At 48.3% G+C, this 16,007-nt stretch carries 16 protein-coding genes; 6 read left to right on the top strand and 10 right to left on the bottom strand.

The genetic code is table 11. The features are described 5' to 3' along the window. Positions 1–10 precede the first annotated feature (10 nt). A complete protein-coding gene (locus H8L47_RS00315; RefSeq protein WP_186951255.1) occupies positions 11–358 on the top strand; it encodes a hypothetical protein in 348 nt (115 codons plus the stop codon). 23 nt (positions 359–381) lie between these two features. Here the strand turns inward: H8L47_RS00315 and H8L47_RS00320 are convergent, their stop codons facing one another. From H8L47_RS00320 to H8L47_RS00350, 7 genes are all read right to left on the bottom strand, one after another. Then, positions 382–939 (bottom strand): redoxin domain-containing protein, encoded by a 558-nt coding sequence (locus H8L47_RS00320; protein ID WP_186951256.1) that lies wholly within the window; start codon positions 937–939, stop codon positions 382–384. A gap of 65 nt (positions 940–1,004) precedes the next feature. Beyond that, on the bottom strand, positions 1,005–1,550 hold the full coding sequence (locus H8L47_RS00325) for a carboxymuconolactone decarboxylase family protein (RefSeq protein WP_186951257.1): 546 nt from the start codon (positions 1,548–1,550) through the stop codon (positions 1,005–1,007). 30 nt (positions 1,551–1,580) lie between these two features. After that, positions 1,581–2,333 carry a hypothetical protein gene (locus H8L47_RS00330; RefSeq protein WP_230413531.1) on the bottom strand — a complete coding sequence of 251 codons (753 nt, stop codon included), beginning with the start codon at positions 2,331–2,333 and terminating at the stop codon, positions 1,581–1,583. 178 nt (positions 2,334–2,511) lie between these two features. Continuing rightward, positions 2,512–3,186 (bottom strand): MarR family winged helix-turn-helix transcriptional regulator, encoded by a 675-nt coding sequence (locus H8L47_RS00335; RefSeq protein WP_186951258.1) that lies wholly within the window; start codon positions 3,184–3,186, stop codon positions 2,512–2,514. 141 nt (positions 3,187–3,327) lie between these two features. Further along, positions 3,328–4,179, bottom strand: a complete 852-nt coding sequence (gene murI, locus H8L47_RS00340) for a glutamate racemase (protein WP_186951259.1) — start codon at positions 4,177–4,179, stop codon at positions 3,328–3,330. Positions 4,180–4,233: 54 nt separating this feature from the next. After that, positions 4,234–5,757 carry a fumarate hydratase gene (locus H8L47_RS00345; RefSeq protein ID WP_186951260.1) on the bottom strand — a complete coding sequence of 508 codons (1,524 nt, stop codon included), beginning with the start codon at positions 5,755–5,757 and terminating at the stop codon, positions 4,234–4,236. Between the two features lie 73 nt (positions 5,758–5,830). Beyond that, positions 5,831–6,430, bottom strand: a complete 600-nt coding sequence (locus H8L47_RS00350; RefSeq protein ID WP_186951261.1) for a TIGR00645 family protein — start codon at positions 6,428–6,430, stop codon at positions 5,831–5,833. A 324-nt stretch (positions 6,431–6,754) separates the two neighbouring features. Here H8L47_RS00350 and acs point away from each other — a divergent pair, with 324 nt between their 5' ends. Next, entirely contained in the window at positions 6,755–8,749 is a 1,995-nt protein-coding gene (acs, locus tag H8L47_RS00355) for an acetate--CoA ligase (protein WP_186951262.1), read from the top strand. Between the two features lie 69 nt (positions 8,750–8,818). Here the strand turns inward: acs and H8L47_RS00360 are convergent, their stop codons facing one another. After that, positions 8,819–9,682: an AAA family ATPase gene (locus tag H8L47_RS00360; RefSeq protein ID WP_186951263.1), complete on the bottom strand. Its 864-nt coding sequence runs from the start codon at positions 9,680–9,682 to the stop codon at positions 8,819–8,821. A 271-nt stretch (positions 9,683–9,953) separates the two neighbouring features. Between H8L47_RS00360 and H8L47_RS00365 the strand changes: the two genes are divergently transcribed. The 3 genes from H8L47_RS00365 to H8L47_RS00375 all read left to right on the top strand — a co-directional run bounded on the left by H8L47_RS00365 (position 9,954) and on the right by H8L47_RS00375 (position 11,057). Further along, entirely contained in the window at positions 9,954–10,277 is a 324-nt protein-coding gene (locus H8L47_RS00365) for a c-type cytochrome (protein WP_186951264.1), read from the top strand. A 15-nt stretch (positions 10,278–10,292) separates the two neighbouring features. After that, positions 10,293–10,640 (top strand): c-type cytochrome, encoded by a 348-nt coding sequence (locus tag H8L47_RS00370; RefSeq protein WP_186951265.1) that lies wholly within the window; start codon positions 10,293–10,295, stop codon positions 10,638–10,640. Between the two features lie 159 nt (positions 10,641–10,799). Further along, positions 10,800–11,057, top strand: coding sequence for a hypothetical protein (locus tag H8L47_RS00375; protein WP_186951266.1), 258 nt, complete (start codon positions 10,800–10,802; stop codon positions 11,055–11,057). Positions 11,058–11,363: 306 nt separating this feature from the next. Here H8L47_RS00375 and H8L47_RS00380 read toward each other — a convergent pair whose 3' ends face one another. Then, entirely contained in the window at positions 11,364–12,497 is a 1,134-nt protein-coding gene (locus tag H8L47_RS00380; protein ID WP_186951267.1) for a cupin domain-containing protein, read from the bottom strand. Positions 12,498–12,576: 79 nt separating this feature from the next. Here H8L47_RS00380 and H8L47_RS00385 point away from each other — a divergent pair, with 79 nt between their 5' ends. Then, on the top strand, positions 12,577–13,131 hold the full coding sequence (locus H8L47_RS00385) for an FKBP-type peptidyl-prolyl cis-trans isomerase (protein ID WP_186951268.1): 555 nt from the start codon (positions 12,577–12,579) through the stop codon (positions 13,129–13,131). Positions 13,132–13,195: 64 nt separating this feature from the next. Here the strand turns inward: H8L47_RS00385 and mutS are convergent, their stop codons facing one another. Further along, positions 13,196–15,826: a DNA mismatch repair protein MutS gene (gene mutS, locus H8L47_RS00390; RefSeq protein ID WP_186951269.1), complete on the bottom strand. Its 2,631-nt coding sequence runs from the start codon at positions 15,824–15,826 to the stop codon at positions 13,196–13,198. Positions 15,827–16,007 lie beyond the last annotated feature (181 nt).

Consider the following 16,007-nt stretch of genomic DNA (forward strand, 5'->3'; position numbering starts at 1 on the left):
GAGAGAAGATATGGCACTGGATCTTGATCAACTCGTGACTGATATGCAAACAGCCGCCACAGGCGTTTTGCAAACTGACGTGACGACTTTGCGCGGTTTCACGCAACAGCAACTACAGGCCATCGCCCAGCAGGCAGAACTGGTCAGTACTGGCATATTGACCAAGCAGATAACACCTGCGACACAGGAATTTTTTCTTGATGGCCTTGAGGATATGGCGCTGAGTTTTGCCAAGACCTTGCGCGGTTTGCTGATGGTAACGATAGAAAAAGTCTGGAATGCGATTGTTGGCGTATTGTGGAGTGCGATTTCAAAAGCGACCAGCCTGGTATTGCCAGTGCCGGTCATGAATTCTTAAAGCACATCGTTACCACTATATATTTAAGGTGAGATGCATGAATGCTCATTGCATCCCTTGGTCTCGTTGGCGCTGGACTTGTTATCGACGGCAGGCTTTTCTGTGATATCAGTTTCTGCCACCAACTGACCTAGCATGCTGCCCAGTTTAAGATCATCAATGTGACCAAATTGACGAAATCTGATGTGCCCCTGCCGATCTATGAGCAAGATGCTTGGTGTGCCGCGCAAGCCAAATTGCTGCATGCTCAAAGGTATTCCACTGACTGGATCTGGCATGTCGATGGCAATCGGGAAGCGCAAACGATATTCATGGATAAAAGCTTTTAAGGCTTCTTTACCCATTGCATGGTGGTGCTCAAACACGGTATGTAAGCCTATAACAGCAAGTTCTTGCTGCGAAAATGCATTTCTTACTGCACTTGCCTGTGGTAACCCATGCGTGACACAAGCAGGGCATAGCATTTGAAAGCCATGCAGAAATACGACTTTTCCGCGTAAAGATTGCAAGCTGATGACAGAGTCAGTATTGAGCCAATCCGATGTGATTAGTTCAGGTGCGATGTTATTGATCAAGGACATCCCCATTTTCCCTTTTATTTTGTGTAGAGTGCGGACATATCCGCACCCTGAAAAACTGATTAATTTTAGTTGGCTGTGTTCAGTTTTATTTTTGGGAAATCAACCGGTACGGCCAGTGCCACATTGATATAGTTGGTGTACAGATTGAGAGCGACATGCGCCATGATTTCAACGATATGTTCATCGCCATAACCATGTAACCGCAAGAATTCCACATCTTCCTTGTTGATTTGTGCCCGCTGGTTGACGACCTTCAAGACAAATTTCAATACGGCGTCAGTTTTCGCATCATATGAATTGCCTGACTGGGCTGCTGCCATTTCTGCGCTACTGGCCCCTGCTTTTTGTCCCAGAACGGTATGCGCCGCCAGACAGTATTCGCACTGATTCTGGTTAGCTATGGCAACTGCAATCTGCTCCCCCAACTTTGCCGGGATAACACCATTGCCCAGTGCTGCAAATGCAGACCACATGCTTTTGAGTGCTGCACTGGAGTTGGCGACAGCACGGAACATATTTGGCGTGTTGCCAAAAGCGGTATTGATGTCACTCAAAATGGCATGACGTGTACCGGAGGTTTCTTTGAGATTGACGAGTTGAACGTGGAGCATGGTGATTCCTTTCGGGTTTGCGGTTTTGACTTACTGATTGATTTTGCCAGGCAGGCTTAAATTGCCTGAGGCGACTTTGAAAACATTGGTGACGCAAAGCAGTGGGGCATGGACACTTGCATTTACGCGCAGGGCAGCCGTGACACCATCGAAACCGGCGGTTTTAATGATTTCGATATCATCAAAAGGCACCCGCACTTCCAGCGTCTTGCCTGTGAATGTAGGGCTCCAGCCGGGGCTGTCTATGAGTATTGGTAAACCAGGCCAGGTTTTGGGTAGGCGGGGTTTGCTACCTTCGGGAATATCAACCACCTTTAGCGCATCTTTGCCACAAGCCTGGTCAGGCTGCAAGACTACCCAGTGCGAATGCCAGACATTGCCATCATTGCTGGGGTTACTATCACCGTTTTCATCAAACAGTGGGGTGTCATCAAAGTCAGGGTGGGAAGTGACAGCAAAAGCCAGGATGCCACTTTTAGGCTCGAAACCGACTACAGATGGGTCCAGAGTGGTTGGCCACACATAAGAGAAAACAGAACTGCCCGCGAGTTTGCCAGATTTGGTAGGCCTGGTTTTGCCAGCCTTGCCTGAGACGACAATATGAAAAATTGCCACATTACCTTCAGTCGTAATCTTGGTATGAAAAATATCAAAGGCAGGTTTGATCTTGTTGCTGGCTTCAGTTTGTATGCCGCCCTGATGCGCATGATCATGAGCCGTAGCCCATTGGTTTGCGCAAACCATCGCCAAGCACAGGCAGAGTTTCTTGTATCGGTGTTTCATGTTTATCTTTCAAATGTCATGTTACGGTTCTGTTTATTGGCACGCATTGTCAGGCTGATTTCTGTTGCCTGTACTATCCGCATCCGATGCAAGAACCACAGCATCAAATATTTAAAGTAGGAGTCCTAACAAATGGAACTAAAAAAATAGGCGATATGCCTTGGCTACCTCACTTTTTTCACTCCATCTCTCTCTGCTTCACCTCTATCTTTTTCCAGTTACTACGAATGATGTTGCTCGCTGTTTGTTGATGTTCTGGGCAGTCCAGTCGCAATTGCTCTTTGCGTAAAGGAGCATCAACCAGGGCGCAGTGGTGCGGCGCAAGTGCATTCTCATGCCTGTCAGGCATGAAATGCGCACACGTAACACAGGCGCGTATATCGGGGAAGTGCTCGGCTTGTTGTAATTTGCCTATCAGATTCAACAGACTGGTAAAAGTTTGTTCTTGTGCTGCAGGTGACAATTGTTCGATGGCTTCGCTGGCGAATTCAGTTGCACCAGCGATCTTTTTGACCAATGCATGACCTTCACCAGTTAGTTTCAGGGCGATGGCACGGCCATCGTCTGGAGCACGGGCCTTTTCTACCAGACCTTTGGCCGTCAATGAACTTACAGAGTCGCTGGCACTGGCCGTGCTGACGCCTAATTGCTCGGCTATCCATGACAGCCTGACCGCATCCTTACGTGCAGCCAGCATGTCTATGATATCGACTTGCGTAGGATTCAAACCTTCAGATGTGGCAAACTGCCAGGTACCGGAGCGTAATACGCCGGCGATTCTGGCAATGGCATCCAGTATGCGTTCACTGGTTGCTGGCGTTTCGTCCCAAGGGTGCTTGGCTGGATTTTTCATGTTGGCATTATGGACCAATAAAATGAAAGTGTAAAGGAGTCCTAATTAAAAATTTTGGACTGTTGCTTATTGTGGATTTGCCTGTTTCTCTCAAGTGGGTTTTATTAGTGCGGTCGTAACCGGGTGAATCAGAGGCTTAAATCATGTACTGAAGCTGAAAACACTTAATTTTTCTTCTGGTATGTTAATCCAATGGGTGCAGGCGTGTTTCAGCTTTTCTGGGTTGCCGTTAGTGTAAGCATCAATGCGAGGAATATCACCGTTGCTGGTGCTGGTTGTCAGGTCGCGCTCAACTAGCATACGTTGTATTTGGGATGCAACGGCTTTTCCGGTGTCAATGAGTTTGATGGGCTCGCTGTCTGGAGTATGCGCGGATGTGAGTTCTGGTATGAGGTCGGCTACAAAAGGGTAGTGAGTGCAACCCAGTACCAAGATATCGACATTTGCATCCAGCAAGGGGTTCAGATATTTTTTCAGCAAAAGCCTGGTTTGATCTGCATTTGCTTCGGCTTTTTCTATTTGATCGACCAGGCCTACACAGGCTTGGGGAATAAATTCCACACTGGTTTCAGCACTTAACTGTGCACTCAAGCGTTGATACTTCTCGCTTTGTATAGTGGACAGAGTCGCCAGGACGCCGATTTTCTTTGTCTTGCTGAGCCGACTTGCCGGTTTCAAGCCAGGTTCAATGCCAACAATGATAAGGTCTGGATAATGCAGCCGCAAATGGGTGATGGCTGCAGCGGTAGCCGTATTGCAGGCAACTACCAGAGCCTTGATTTTTTTGTTCAGCAAAAAATCTGTTGCGGCGATGCTGCGCTCCAGAATCTCAGCGCTGGTTTTGTCGCCATAAGGCGCAAAACCTGAATCGGCCACATATATCAATGCTTCATTTGGCAGGGTTTGGCGTATGTGCTGCAATACTGACAGGCCACCCAGGCCAGAATCAAATACCCCAATTGGAGCAGAGCGTGTAAATTTCGGCAATGCCATTGGGGTATTTATTCCTGCTTCAGTCAGCAATAGTCAGCAATAATCAAGATGCAATCAGGATGCGCTGACAGGGATGATGCCTATCTTCGCTTGCCATTCTTTTGGGCCAGTATTGTGTACGGATGTGCCGCTGGAATCAACCGCAACTGTGACTGGCATATCGACGACATCAAATTCGTAAATCGCTTCCATGCCCAGATCAGCAAAACCAACTACCGAGGCTGATTTGATGGCCTTGGAAACCAGGTAAGCTGCACCGCCAACTGCCATCAAATATGCCGACTGGTGTTTGCGTATGGATTCAATGGCGACCGGGCCGCGTTCTGCCTTGCCTATCATCGAGATCAGGCCGGTTTTTTCCAGCATCATGTCGGTAAATTTATCCATGCGGGTGGCAGTAGTCGGGCCAGCTGGGCCAACTGCTTCATCACGCACAGGATCAACCGGGCCTACGTAGTAAATCACGCGGTTGGTGAAATCGACAGGCAATTGCTCGCCCTTGGCCAGCATGTCCTGAATACGCTTGTGGGCAGCATCGCGGCCAGTCAGCATTTTGCCGTTCAAGAGCAAGGTCTGGCCTGGTTTCCAGGAGGCGACTTCTTCCTTGGTCAGGGTGTTCAGATCGACGCGCTTGGATTTTTCTGTATCAGGTGCCCAGCTTACATCGGGCCAGTCAGACAGTTTTGGTGGTTCTATGTAGCTGGGGCCAGAACCATCAAGAACAAAATGCGCATGACGGGTAGCCGCGCAGTTAGGGATCATGGCAACAGGCTTGGACGCTGCATGGGTAGGGTACATATTGATCTTGACGTCGAGCACTGTCGTCAAGCCGCCCAGACCTTGTGCGCCTATGCCCAGTGCATTGATCTTGTCGCACAGTTCTATACGCAATTCTTCCGTCTTGTTTTGTGGGCCACGTTGTTTGAGCTCATACATGTCGATGTCATCCATCAAGGATTCTTTGGCCATCAGCATTGCTTTTTCTGCGGTACCGCCTATGCCTATACCCAGCATGCCGGGAGGGCACCAGCCTGCACCCATGGTAGGTACAGTTTTCATGACCCAGTCTATCAGGGAATCAGAAGGATTCAACATGACGAACTTGGTTTTATTCTCGGAGCCACCGCCTTTGGCTGCGACTTTGACATCTACCGTGTTGCCAGGAACCAGCTCCATATGTACCACGGCAGGCGTGTTGTCCTTGGTATTTTTGCGTTCGAAGTGCGGGTCTGCGACGATAGAGGCGCGCAGTTTGTTATCAGGGTCGTTATACCCACGACGCACACCTTCATTGACAGCGTCGATGATCGAACCACTGAAACCTTCAAAGCGCACACCCATGCCTATTTTCAGGAATACATTGACGATACCGGTATCCTGACAAATCGGACGACGGCCTTCTGCGCACATGCGCGAGTTGGTCAGGATTTGTGCAATGGCATCTTTTGCTGCCGGGCTTTGCTCTGCCTCGTAGGCGCGCGCCAGATGGGCGATATAGTCGGCTGGATGATAGTAACTGATGTATTGCAGCGCTGCGGCTACTGATTCGATCAGATCGTCTTGCTTGATGACTGTCATGATATGGCTCTTGGCTAGGTGAAGAAAAACTTTATAGCTGATTACTTTGTATGCTTGCGCAATATTCTAGGGATTAATGCTTACTGCCCGCTTGTGCAGTTCTTGTCATGATTTGGTCGCAATGGGCAATAGCCAAGGCAGACAGTAAAAAGACGATGTGAATGCAAGTCTGTGCAATGATCGTTTCCGGCTTGTAATTTGCTGCATTGATAAATGTTTTCAGCAGATGTATCGATGAAATGCCAATGATCGCCATCGCCAGTTTTACCTTGAGTACTGATGCGTTGACGTGGGACAGCCATTCTGGTTGATCAGGATGTCCATCAAGCCCCAGGCGTGAAACGAAAGTTTCATAGCCACCGACAATAACCATGATGAGTAAGTTGGAAATCATGACTACGTCTATCAGACCCAGTACAACCAGCATGATGGTGGTTTCCGTCAGTTTTGTTGGCCGGACACCGCCACTGGCTACCGCATCAATAATATGCTTCAGGGCTGCTTCATTGCCCATAGCAGCGCCGATCAAATCTACCAGTTCTACCCAGAAATGAAATACATATACGCATTGCGCAAGTATTAATCCCAGATAAAGTGGTAATTGCAGCCAACGGCTAGAGAAAATCAAGCTGGCAAGGGGAGAAAGTTTTGCTGAAGTTGCTGGTTTGTTCATGTCGGCAATCGTTGGTGAAAAAGGCAATTTTTAATGGTAGCCGGTATTTTACATGGGCAAAGCCCAGTCGTGTAGCTCAGGTGATAAAGACAGGTATGTAGTGGTGATGCAATGGTATCTTTGTGGTATCATTTTCTAAAAGAGCAAGCGTAAGGCTTGAGTAAGTCTGCAAGTTTAAGGTTTGCCTTGAGTTTGACTGTTAAAGTCTGGCGCGATGTCAGGTTTTTATAGGGCTGTATGAGATAGTGGCAAGGGTGTTAATCACCTGCTCAGGTTCAACAGAAGAGAAGATTTCAATCAAACGATAACAAGCTGGAGATACAAATGTCTGACCTCAACACTGCGCAAGCAGAAGCTAAAGCAGAATCTCGCGTTTTTTACCCACCGGCAGCATTTGTTGCTAATGCCGCTATCCCTAGCATGGATGCCTATAACGCACTATGCAAGGAAGCCGAGCAAGATTATGAGGGCTTTTGGGCGCGTCTTGCTCGTGAAAACCTGCACTGGCATAAGGATTTCAGCACAACGCTGGATGAATCAACCGCACCCATGTATAAATGGTTTGAAGATGGGTTGCTGAATGTGTCCTACAACTGTCTGGATGTAAATCTGCAGAACGGCAATGCCGACAAAGTGGCGGTGATTTTTGAAGCAGACAGTGGTGAAGTTAGCAAGGTGACTTACAAGGATTTGCATGCAAAAGTCTGCCAGTTTGCCAATGGTCTGAAGTCACTTGGGATCAGCAAAGGTGACCGTGTCGTGATTTACATGCCCATGTCGGTTGAGGGCATCGTGGCAATGCAGGCTTGCGCCCGCATAGGTGCGACGCATTCAGTAGTATTTGGCGGTTTTTCTGCCAAATCCCTGCAAGAGCGTATTGTTGATGTGGGGGCAGTCGCCGTCATCACGGCTGATGAACAAGTGCGTGGTGGCAAGCATTTGCCCTTGAAATCCATTGTTGATGAAGCGTTAAACTTGGGTGATTGCGAGAAAGTAAAAAGTGTCGTTATCTACAAACGTACAGGCGGCAATATCAATCTTGCAGACGGACGCGATGTTTGGATGCACGATCTGGTAGCAACGCAATCAGCAGTATGTGAACCTGAATGGGTGAGCGCCGAGCATCCATTGTTTATACTGTACACATCTGGCTCCACAGGCAAACCAAAAGGCGTGCAACATTCATCGGGCGGTTACTTGTTGTGGGCCATCCTGACGATGAAATGGACCTTTGACATCAAGCCTTCAGACGTGTTTTGGTGTACTGCTGACATAGGCTGGGTGACTGGTCATACCTATATTACCTATGGCCCTCTGGCTGCCGGTGCGACTGAAATCGTGTTTGAAGGTGTGCCAACCTTCCCAAATGCGGGACGTTTCTGGAGCATGATAGAAAAACACAAGGCCACCATTTTCTATACTGCGCCGACAGCGATACGCTCACTGATCAAGGCTGCAGATGGTGATGCGAGTATTCATCCAGATAAATTTGATTTGTCATCCTTGCGCTTGCTCGGTTCCGTAGGCGAGCCTATCAATCCTGAAGCCTGGATGTGGTACTACAATAATATTGGTCGCGGCAATTGCCCTGTAGTAGATACTTTCTGGCAGACTGAAACAGGTGGGCACATGATGACACCATTGCCTGGTGCAACGCCTATGGTGCCAGGTTCTTGCACCTTGCCATTGCCAGGCATCATGTCAGCTATTGTCGATGAAACTGGCTATGATTTGCCTAACGGGCAGGGCGGTATTCTGGTGGTGAAGCGTCCATGGCCTTCCATGATACGTACTATCTGGGGTGATCCTGATCGTTTCAAGAAGAGCTACTTCCCTGAAGAGTTCGGTGGCAATGTCTATCTGGCTGGCGATGGCGCAATACGCAATAAAGATACTGGTTATTTCACTATCACTGGCCGCATTGACGATGTGCTGAACGTATCCGGTCATCGCATGGGCACGATGGAGATTGAATCTGCCCTGGTGGCCAATCCTCTGGTGGCAGAAGCTGCTGTGGTTGGCAAGCCTGATGATACTACCGGAGAAGCGATTTGTGCTTTTGTTGTATTGAAACGCACACGTCCAACTGGTGATGAAGCAAAACAAATTGCGACGGAATTGCGCAACTGGGTAGCAAAAGAAATTGGCCCTATCGCCAAACCAAAAGAAATCCGCTTCGGTGATAATTTGCCCAAGACACGTTCTGGCAAGATCATGCGCCGCTTGTTGCGGGTATTGGCCAAGGGTGAGGAAATTACTCAGGATATTTCAACACTCGAAAACCCAGCTATTCTGGAGCAGTTGAAACAAGCGCAATAAATTGGGTTTAAATCTATAAGTTAAAAAAATGGCGCTGCAGTGCAGCGCCATTTTTGTCATCGCGCCTGGTTAGCGATTGGTGCGGGACATATGTACGAGGCGTTCAAACAAATGCACGTCTTGTTCATTTTTCAGCAAGGCACCATGCAGGGGAGGGACGGTGGCTTTATTGTCCTTGCTGCGCATGGCGTCTACCGGAATATCTTCTGCCAGCAAGAGTTTCAGCCAGTCTATGAATTCAGAGGTGGAAGGTTTTTTCTTGAGGCCTGCAACGTCGCGGATTTCATAAAAGGTTTGCAGCGCCTGTGCCAGCAAGTCGGACTTCAATTTTGGGAAGTGGACGTCAACAATCTTTTGCATCGTTTCCTTGTCAGGGAATTTGATGTAGTGGAAAAAGCAGCGACGCAAGAAGGCGTCAGGCAATTCTTTTTCATTGTTTGAAGTGATGATCACTAGCGGGCGGTGCCTGGCGCGTACCATTTCGCGGGTTTCATAGACATAAAACTCCATGCGGTCAAGTTCACGCAGCAAGTCATTGGGGAATTCTATGTCTGCTTTATCGATTTCATCGATGAGTAAAACGACTGGCTCATCAGCAGTAAAGGCTTGCCACAACACACCTCTGATAATGTAGTTATGAATGTCTTTGACACGTTCATCACCCAGTTGGGAATCGCGCAGGCGAGAGACTGCATCATATTCATACAGGCCTTGCTGTGCCTTGGTGGTAGATTTGATATGCCATTGCATTAAAGGCATATTCAGGGCGGCAGCAACTTCTTCGGCCAGCATGGTTTTGCCGGTGCCCGGCTCACCCTTGATCAAGAGCGGGCGTTGCAGGCTCAGGGCAGCATTGACTGCCAGTTTCAAATCGTCTGTGGCGACATAATTGTCAGCGCCGTCAAAGCGCAAGGTATTTGGAGCTTGGGTCATGGGTATCGGCTCAGCGTGTTTGGTTACATAAAGGTGTAAAGAGTATAAGCGAGAACTGATACTCTTGTGAACGACTGTTCTTTTTCACTTGCAATCGAATTCGGAGGACGTTAAATTTTGCATTCGCAATTGCATAAATGCAGCTTTTTCACCCCTTGACAGGGGGCTGATGCCAGGTTTTTTGCGCAAATTTGATTGTAATCAGCTAAAATACTGAGTTATATCAAAACGCTATATTTATTGATCTGCCTGCTAATTAATAATCGCTCATATGAAAAAATTGTTTGCACTCCTCGCTTTGGCGAGTCTCGCTCAAGCTGCTACGGCAGCAGATCCAGTTGGCAATCCTAAAGATGCTGCTGAAAAGAAAATCGCGATGTGTATCGGTTGTCACGCTATTCCAGGGTATAAAGCGACTTTCCCTGAGGTATACCAAGTACCCGTGATAGGTGGTCAATCTGCCAAATACATTGAGAGTGCCTTGAAAGCCTATCAAAAAGGTGATCGTAAACATCCTTCCATGCGCGGCATTGCTGGTAGCCTGACAGATCAGGATATTGCAGATCTGGCAGCATACTACTCACAACAAAAATAAGAATAGGATAGCATCATGAAGAAAAATCTGTTGATGGCAACTTTGTTGTCTAGCCTGTCTTTCGCAGCTTATGCTGGAGGTAATATTGATGCGGGTAAAGAGGCTGCAAAGAAATTCAATTGCGCATCTTGTCATGGCGAAAACTACTCCAAACCTTTGGACCCTTCTTATCCAAAGCTGGCTGGTCAGCATGCGGACTATCTTGCCCAGGCTTTGTACGCTTATCAGCGTGGAGCCGATGGCGCTTATGGCCGCTCTAATCCAACCATGGTCACGCAAGCCAAAGCTTTATCAAGCAAAGACATACAAAATATTGCAGCCTACTTGCAAAGTTTGCCAAGTGAGCTTGTGTTGAAGAAATAAACTTTTGCTTGTATGAAAAAGCCACGAATTATCGTGGCTTTTTTTATATCTTCTGTTTCGTTTAATGGGTAAGGAATAGCTATCCGCATTTCTCTAGTCGAAAAAAAACCGACCTGAAGGTCGGTTTTTCTTAAGTAATTAAAAATTACTTGGAAGCAGATGCGGAAGCTGCTGCTGGAGCGGAAGCTGCTGCAGATGCTGCAGGAGCTGCGCCAGATGCTGCTGCTGCGTCAGATGCTGCTGCTGGGGCTGGAGCTGCTGCTGGAGCTTCTGCAGGTGCAGATGCTGGAGCTGGAGCCGTTGCAGATGCTGCTGGAGCGGATGCTTCAGGAGCTTTTTTCTCGCCGCAAGCAGCCAGAGTCAATGCCAACAGGGAAACGAGCAAGAGTGATTTTTTCATGTTTGTACTTTCAATAAATAGATCAAAAAAGAAGATCAAAACGTTGCGATGAATAATTACCGGTAATTATCGCTCTATAGGTTAATTCGCGAGCTTCTCGCCAAAACGACATTCGGCCCCTACGAAAGTTTCCTAACCCGGAATTATAATGATTTTTCCATTAATGGAATAGGCATAGATGCATTTTTGCACTCAAATCAGTCATTATTTCTAGCTAAGTAGCTAATTTTAGTGGGGATTTTCAGCTTTTTCTTGAAAATGCGCCATTTACAGAAAGAAAATTTTCTTTCATATTTTAGAAATATGGCGCATTGCAGCATCCCTTAACGTATTTCCAGCCAGCCGTCTTCATACCAGAGGCAAAATGTTTCTAACGCATCTGCGGAAATACTCGCCAAATCAGCGCCGTCGAGTTCTCTTTGATTTGCTAATTTGCTCAGACAGATTTTGTCCTCTTTACCAACAGCGAATGATTCACCATTGATGAAAATATGTTTTCCTTTGTATAACATCAGGGATTTGCGCGATAGCCTTACGCCATTTTTCAAGGCCGACTGATGGAAGCGTTTAGGTGCCAGCGGTTTTTCGGGTCCACTGAAGAACACACTAGGTTTTGGTTCTGTCAGGTGTTCACCCAGGAAAATGAGTATGTCATCATCTGTAAATTGAATCTTGGCAATCTCTTCAGCAACTTGTTCCAGCATTTCATTGCTAATTTCTGCCGGTTTGGCGCTGACTTTCAGGTCTGGATCTGCGTATCTTCCTGGCAAGTCTATCGAGTCCGACATGAAGTGCAGGAAGGATTCACCCAGTTCCTGGTACGAGGGGGCACGAAAACCTATGGAGTAAGTCATGCATTCGCCTATGGCAATGCCATCGTGGGCATATTTGGGCGGCAGGTAAAGCATGTCGCCCGGTTCCAACACGAATTCTTGCTCTGCCTTGAAGTTGCGCAAAATCTTGAGGGGCATGCCATCAATCAGCGTAAGGTCTTTCTGCGCGCCAATGCGCCATTTGCGCTGTCCATGTGCCTGCAGAAGGAACACATCATAAGAATCAAAATGGGGGCCAACGCCGCCGCCATCGGCCGCAAAGCTGATCATCAGATCGTCAAGCCGGCTGTCAGGTATGAAGCGAAATTGCCTCAGCAAAGCATCTGCCTTGTCATCGTGTAAATTCACACCCTGTACCAGTAGCGTCCAGTCTTTCTTTTCCTTGATGGGTATGCTAGCTTGTGGGCCAGACTTCATTTCCCAGTGCTTGTTGAAGAAGCTGATGAGCCTGGATTCAACATCGTCACGGCCAGCCATGTCAAATAGCTCAGCTTTTGGGATCAGGGGTTGGAAGCCAGGGATAGCCTGGCGTATCAGCAAAGGCTTCTTGTGCCAGTATTCGCTGAGAAATTCTTCTGCTGTAATGTCGCCCAGCAGGGGCAGGAGAGTGGTATTTTTTTTCATGCCCGCATTATAGGCTGCGGCAAACGACTCGACTAGACAGGTATAATCTCAGTGCAAAATAAATTTTTAAGGAATTGCTATGAAGATAGGCAAAAATTCAGTTGTTACTGCAGTCTATACCTTGAAAGACGCGCAAGATAACCTGATAGAAGAAGGTCAGGAGCCTATGGTGTACCTGCATGGCGGGTACGATAACGTGTTTCCCAAAATAGAAGAAGTCCTAGAAGGCAAGGAAAAGGGCTTTAGCACCATTATCCAACTCAATCCCGAAGACGCCTTTGGTGATTACGATGCAGCTTTGGTGAAAGTGGAGCCACGCGAACGCTTTCCGTCACCGCTGGAAGTTGGCATGCAATTCGAAGGCATGCCAGAAGAATCGGATGATGAGGCTGACGAAGATAACGCGCATATTTTTACAGTCACAGATATTGCCGATGATAAAGTTGTGCTTGACGGCAATCACCCCCTGGCTGGTATCGCCTTGCGTTTTAGCCTGACAGTTGAGGACGTGCGTGCGGCTTCGGAAGAGGAAGTCGCTCATGGTCACGTCCATGGTGCACACGGACATCATCATGATGACGATGAAGATGATGAAGGTATGGGCGATGAATATCGCAGCCATCCTTTACACTAGGTCTGATTTAAAAATGCCGCTGAATGATCTCCGCGGCATTTTTTCTTTCTGGAACTTGTCTTAATCAGCCCTTGTTTGCCAGGTTCTTCAATTCATATAAGGCAGCCAGCGCTTCTCTGGGCGTCATGCTATCAGGATCCATGGTTTCAAGAGTGTCCAGTAGTTCGGTATTGACGGGATCTGGTTCAATAACTTCTACTTCAGGTGCGCCAGCTGCGGAAGAGAATAAATCAAACTGTGGCGTCGATTGTAGTGATTGTGCTTCCAGGTCTGTCAGGTGCTTGCGGGCAGCACGGATAACTACCTGAGGTATTCCCGCAAGTTGTGCCACCTGCAAACCATAGCTTTGTGAAGCCGGGCCTGCCTGAACTGCGTGCAGGAAGACGATGTTTTCCTTGTGTTCTACCGCCGACAAATGCACGTTTTCTGCTGACGGGTGCACTTCAGGCAGTTGCGTCAGTTCAAAATAATGCGTGGCAAACAGGGTATAGCTCTTGGAAACCTGTATCAGGTGCTTGGCAATTGCCCAGGCCAAAGCCAAGCCGTCAAATGTCGATGTGCCGCGACCCACTTCGTCCATCAATACCAGAGAATGGTTAGTCGCACCATTTAAGATGGCTGCTGATTCTGTCATTTCCACCATGAAGGTAGAGCGGCCACCTGCCAGGTCATCAGCCGCACCTATACGCGTGAAGATGCGGTCTATCGGGCCTATCGTCACTTCGGCGGCAGGTACATAACTGCCAACGTAGGCGAGCAGGGTGATCAGGGCAACCTGACGCATGAAGGTTGATTTACCACCCATGTTAGGGCCGGTGATCAGCAATAATTTACGCTCGGCAGAAAAATCGCAATCATTGGCGATGAAGCGTTCTATCTGGTTTTCGACAACAGGATGGCGGCCCTGGACAATATGTAGAGTTGGCTCACCCACCAATTGCGGCGCGCACCAGCTATTCCTGGTTGCATGCTCAGCCAGGCTTACAAGGGTGTCAAGTTGTGCTATTGCATTCGCTACCCTTTGCAATAGCGGGACTTGCGGCAACAGATCCTGCAACAGGCGCTCATACAGCATTTTTTCGCGCACCAGGGCACGCTCCTGAGCTGACAATGCTTTATCTTCAAAGGCTTTCAATTCTGGTGTAATGTAGCGCTCAGCATTTTTCAATGTCTGGCGACGGCGATAATTATCCGGCACCTTATCGCTTTGACCGTTCGTGACCTCTATGTAAAAGCCATGGACACGATTGTATTCAACGCGCAGATTGGCAATACCAGTGCGTTCACGTTCAGACGCCTCCAACTCGATCAGGAATTGCCCGGCATTTTCTGATAGCGCGCGCAATTCGTCCAGTTCGGCATCAAAGCCACTTGCGATCACGCCACCGTCGCGCACCATGGTCGCTGGTTGCAGCATCAAGCCACGCTCCAGCAGATCCAGGCATTCTGTCGGTGTATCCAGATCAGATAGGACCTTGGTTAGCAGACTGGTTTGATTATCTGCAATGCATAGGCTCACATAATTGCGCAGGCCAGGGAGGTTTTGCAGGCCATCGCGCAGCGCAGACAAATCACGCGGTCGTGCAGATTGCAGGGCGATACGCGTTGTAATGCGTTCTATGTCAGGGATGGCCTTTAAAGTAGTCGCCAGGCCATCGGTAGAATCTGCCTGTATCAGTGCCTTGATTGCATCATGGCGGGCTCTGGCAACCGCCTGATCGCGGCGTGCATGATGCAGCCAGTGACGTAACAGGCGTGAGCCCATAGCAGTGCGACAGTGGTCAAGCAAAGAAAACAGGGTAGGTGATTCTTGTCCGCGCAAAGTCTCAGTCAATTCCAGGTTGCGTCGCGTCGCGGTGTCCAGGCCTATGAATTCATGCTCGCTTTCGACATTAAGCGTATTGACATGCTTGAGACCACGGCCTTGCGTGCTTTCTGCATAGCGCAACAAGGCACCAGCTGCACCCAGGGCGGCATTCAGGTTTTCTACGCCAAAGCCTGTCAATGAGGCGGTGCCTAGTTGATCTTGCAGGGCTTTTTGCCCTTGCTTGACATCAAAATGCCAGTCGGGCAATTCTGAAAATTTACCTGGCAGTTCCTTGTAGTGCTCGTCCAGTAAAAGTGTCCCAGCGGACAGCAATACCTCAGCAGGACTGATACGCTCCAGCTCTTGCTGCAGTCGTTGTGGCAGGGATTTTTCGTCGGTCGATATTTCCATCAACTTCAAGGCGCCACTGGCCAGTGATAGCCAGGCCAGACCTATGCTGACCGTTTTTCTTTGTTGCAGCATGCACAGTGACAGCAATGGACGGTCAGATTTCTCTGGCAGCAAATCAGTATCAGTCAGTGTACCTGGCGTGATCACGCGCATGACTTTGCGTTCTACAGGCCCCTTGCTGGTTGCAGGGTCGCCTATCTGTTCGCAGATAGCGGCTGATTCACCTATCTTGACCAGCTTGGCCAGATATGGTTCCAGTGAGTGAAAGGGCACACCCGCCATCTTGATTGGTTCGCCGCCAGAACTGCCGCGCTGGGTCAGGGTAATACCTAACAAGCGCGATACTTTCTCGGCATCGCCAAAAAACAGTTCATAAAAATCGCCCATGCGATAAAACACCAGGGTTTCCGGATAGTCTGCTTTTATTCGCAGATATTGGGTCATCATCGGAGTGTGTTGTGTTTCTTTTGCGGTCATAAGACTTTGATTTTATTGGTTTTGTTTTCTTGTTTTTGCTTGCTGAAGCGCTGGAAATTATATCCAGTCAGCTCAAATTTGGTGCGCACCATATCATAGACGATTGCCTTGGTCTACGGTTGTCGGGCTTTATTGTTGATATCAATAACTTACAGGCCGCACAATTGGCAGGTAAAAAGCA

It is taken from the genome of Undibacterium umbellatum (assembly GCF_014284125.1).
Taxonomy (GTDB): domain Bacteria; phylum Pseudomonadota; class Gammaproteobacteria; order Burkholderiales; family Burkholderiaceae_D; genus Undibacterium; species Undibacterium umbellatum.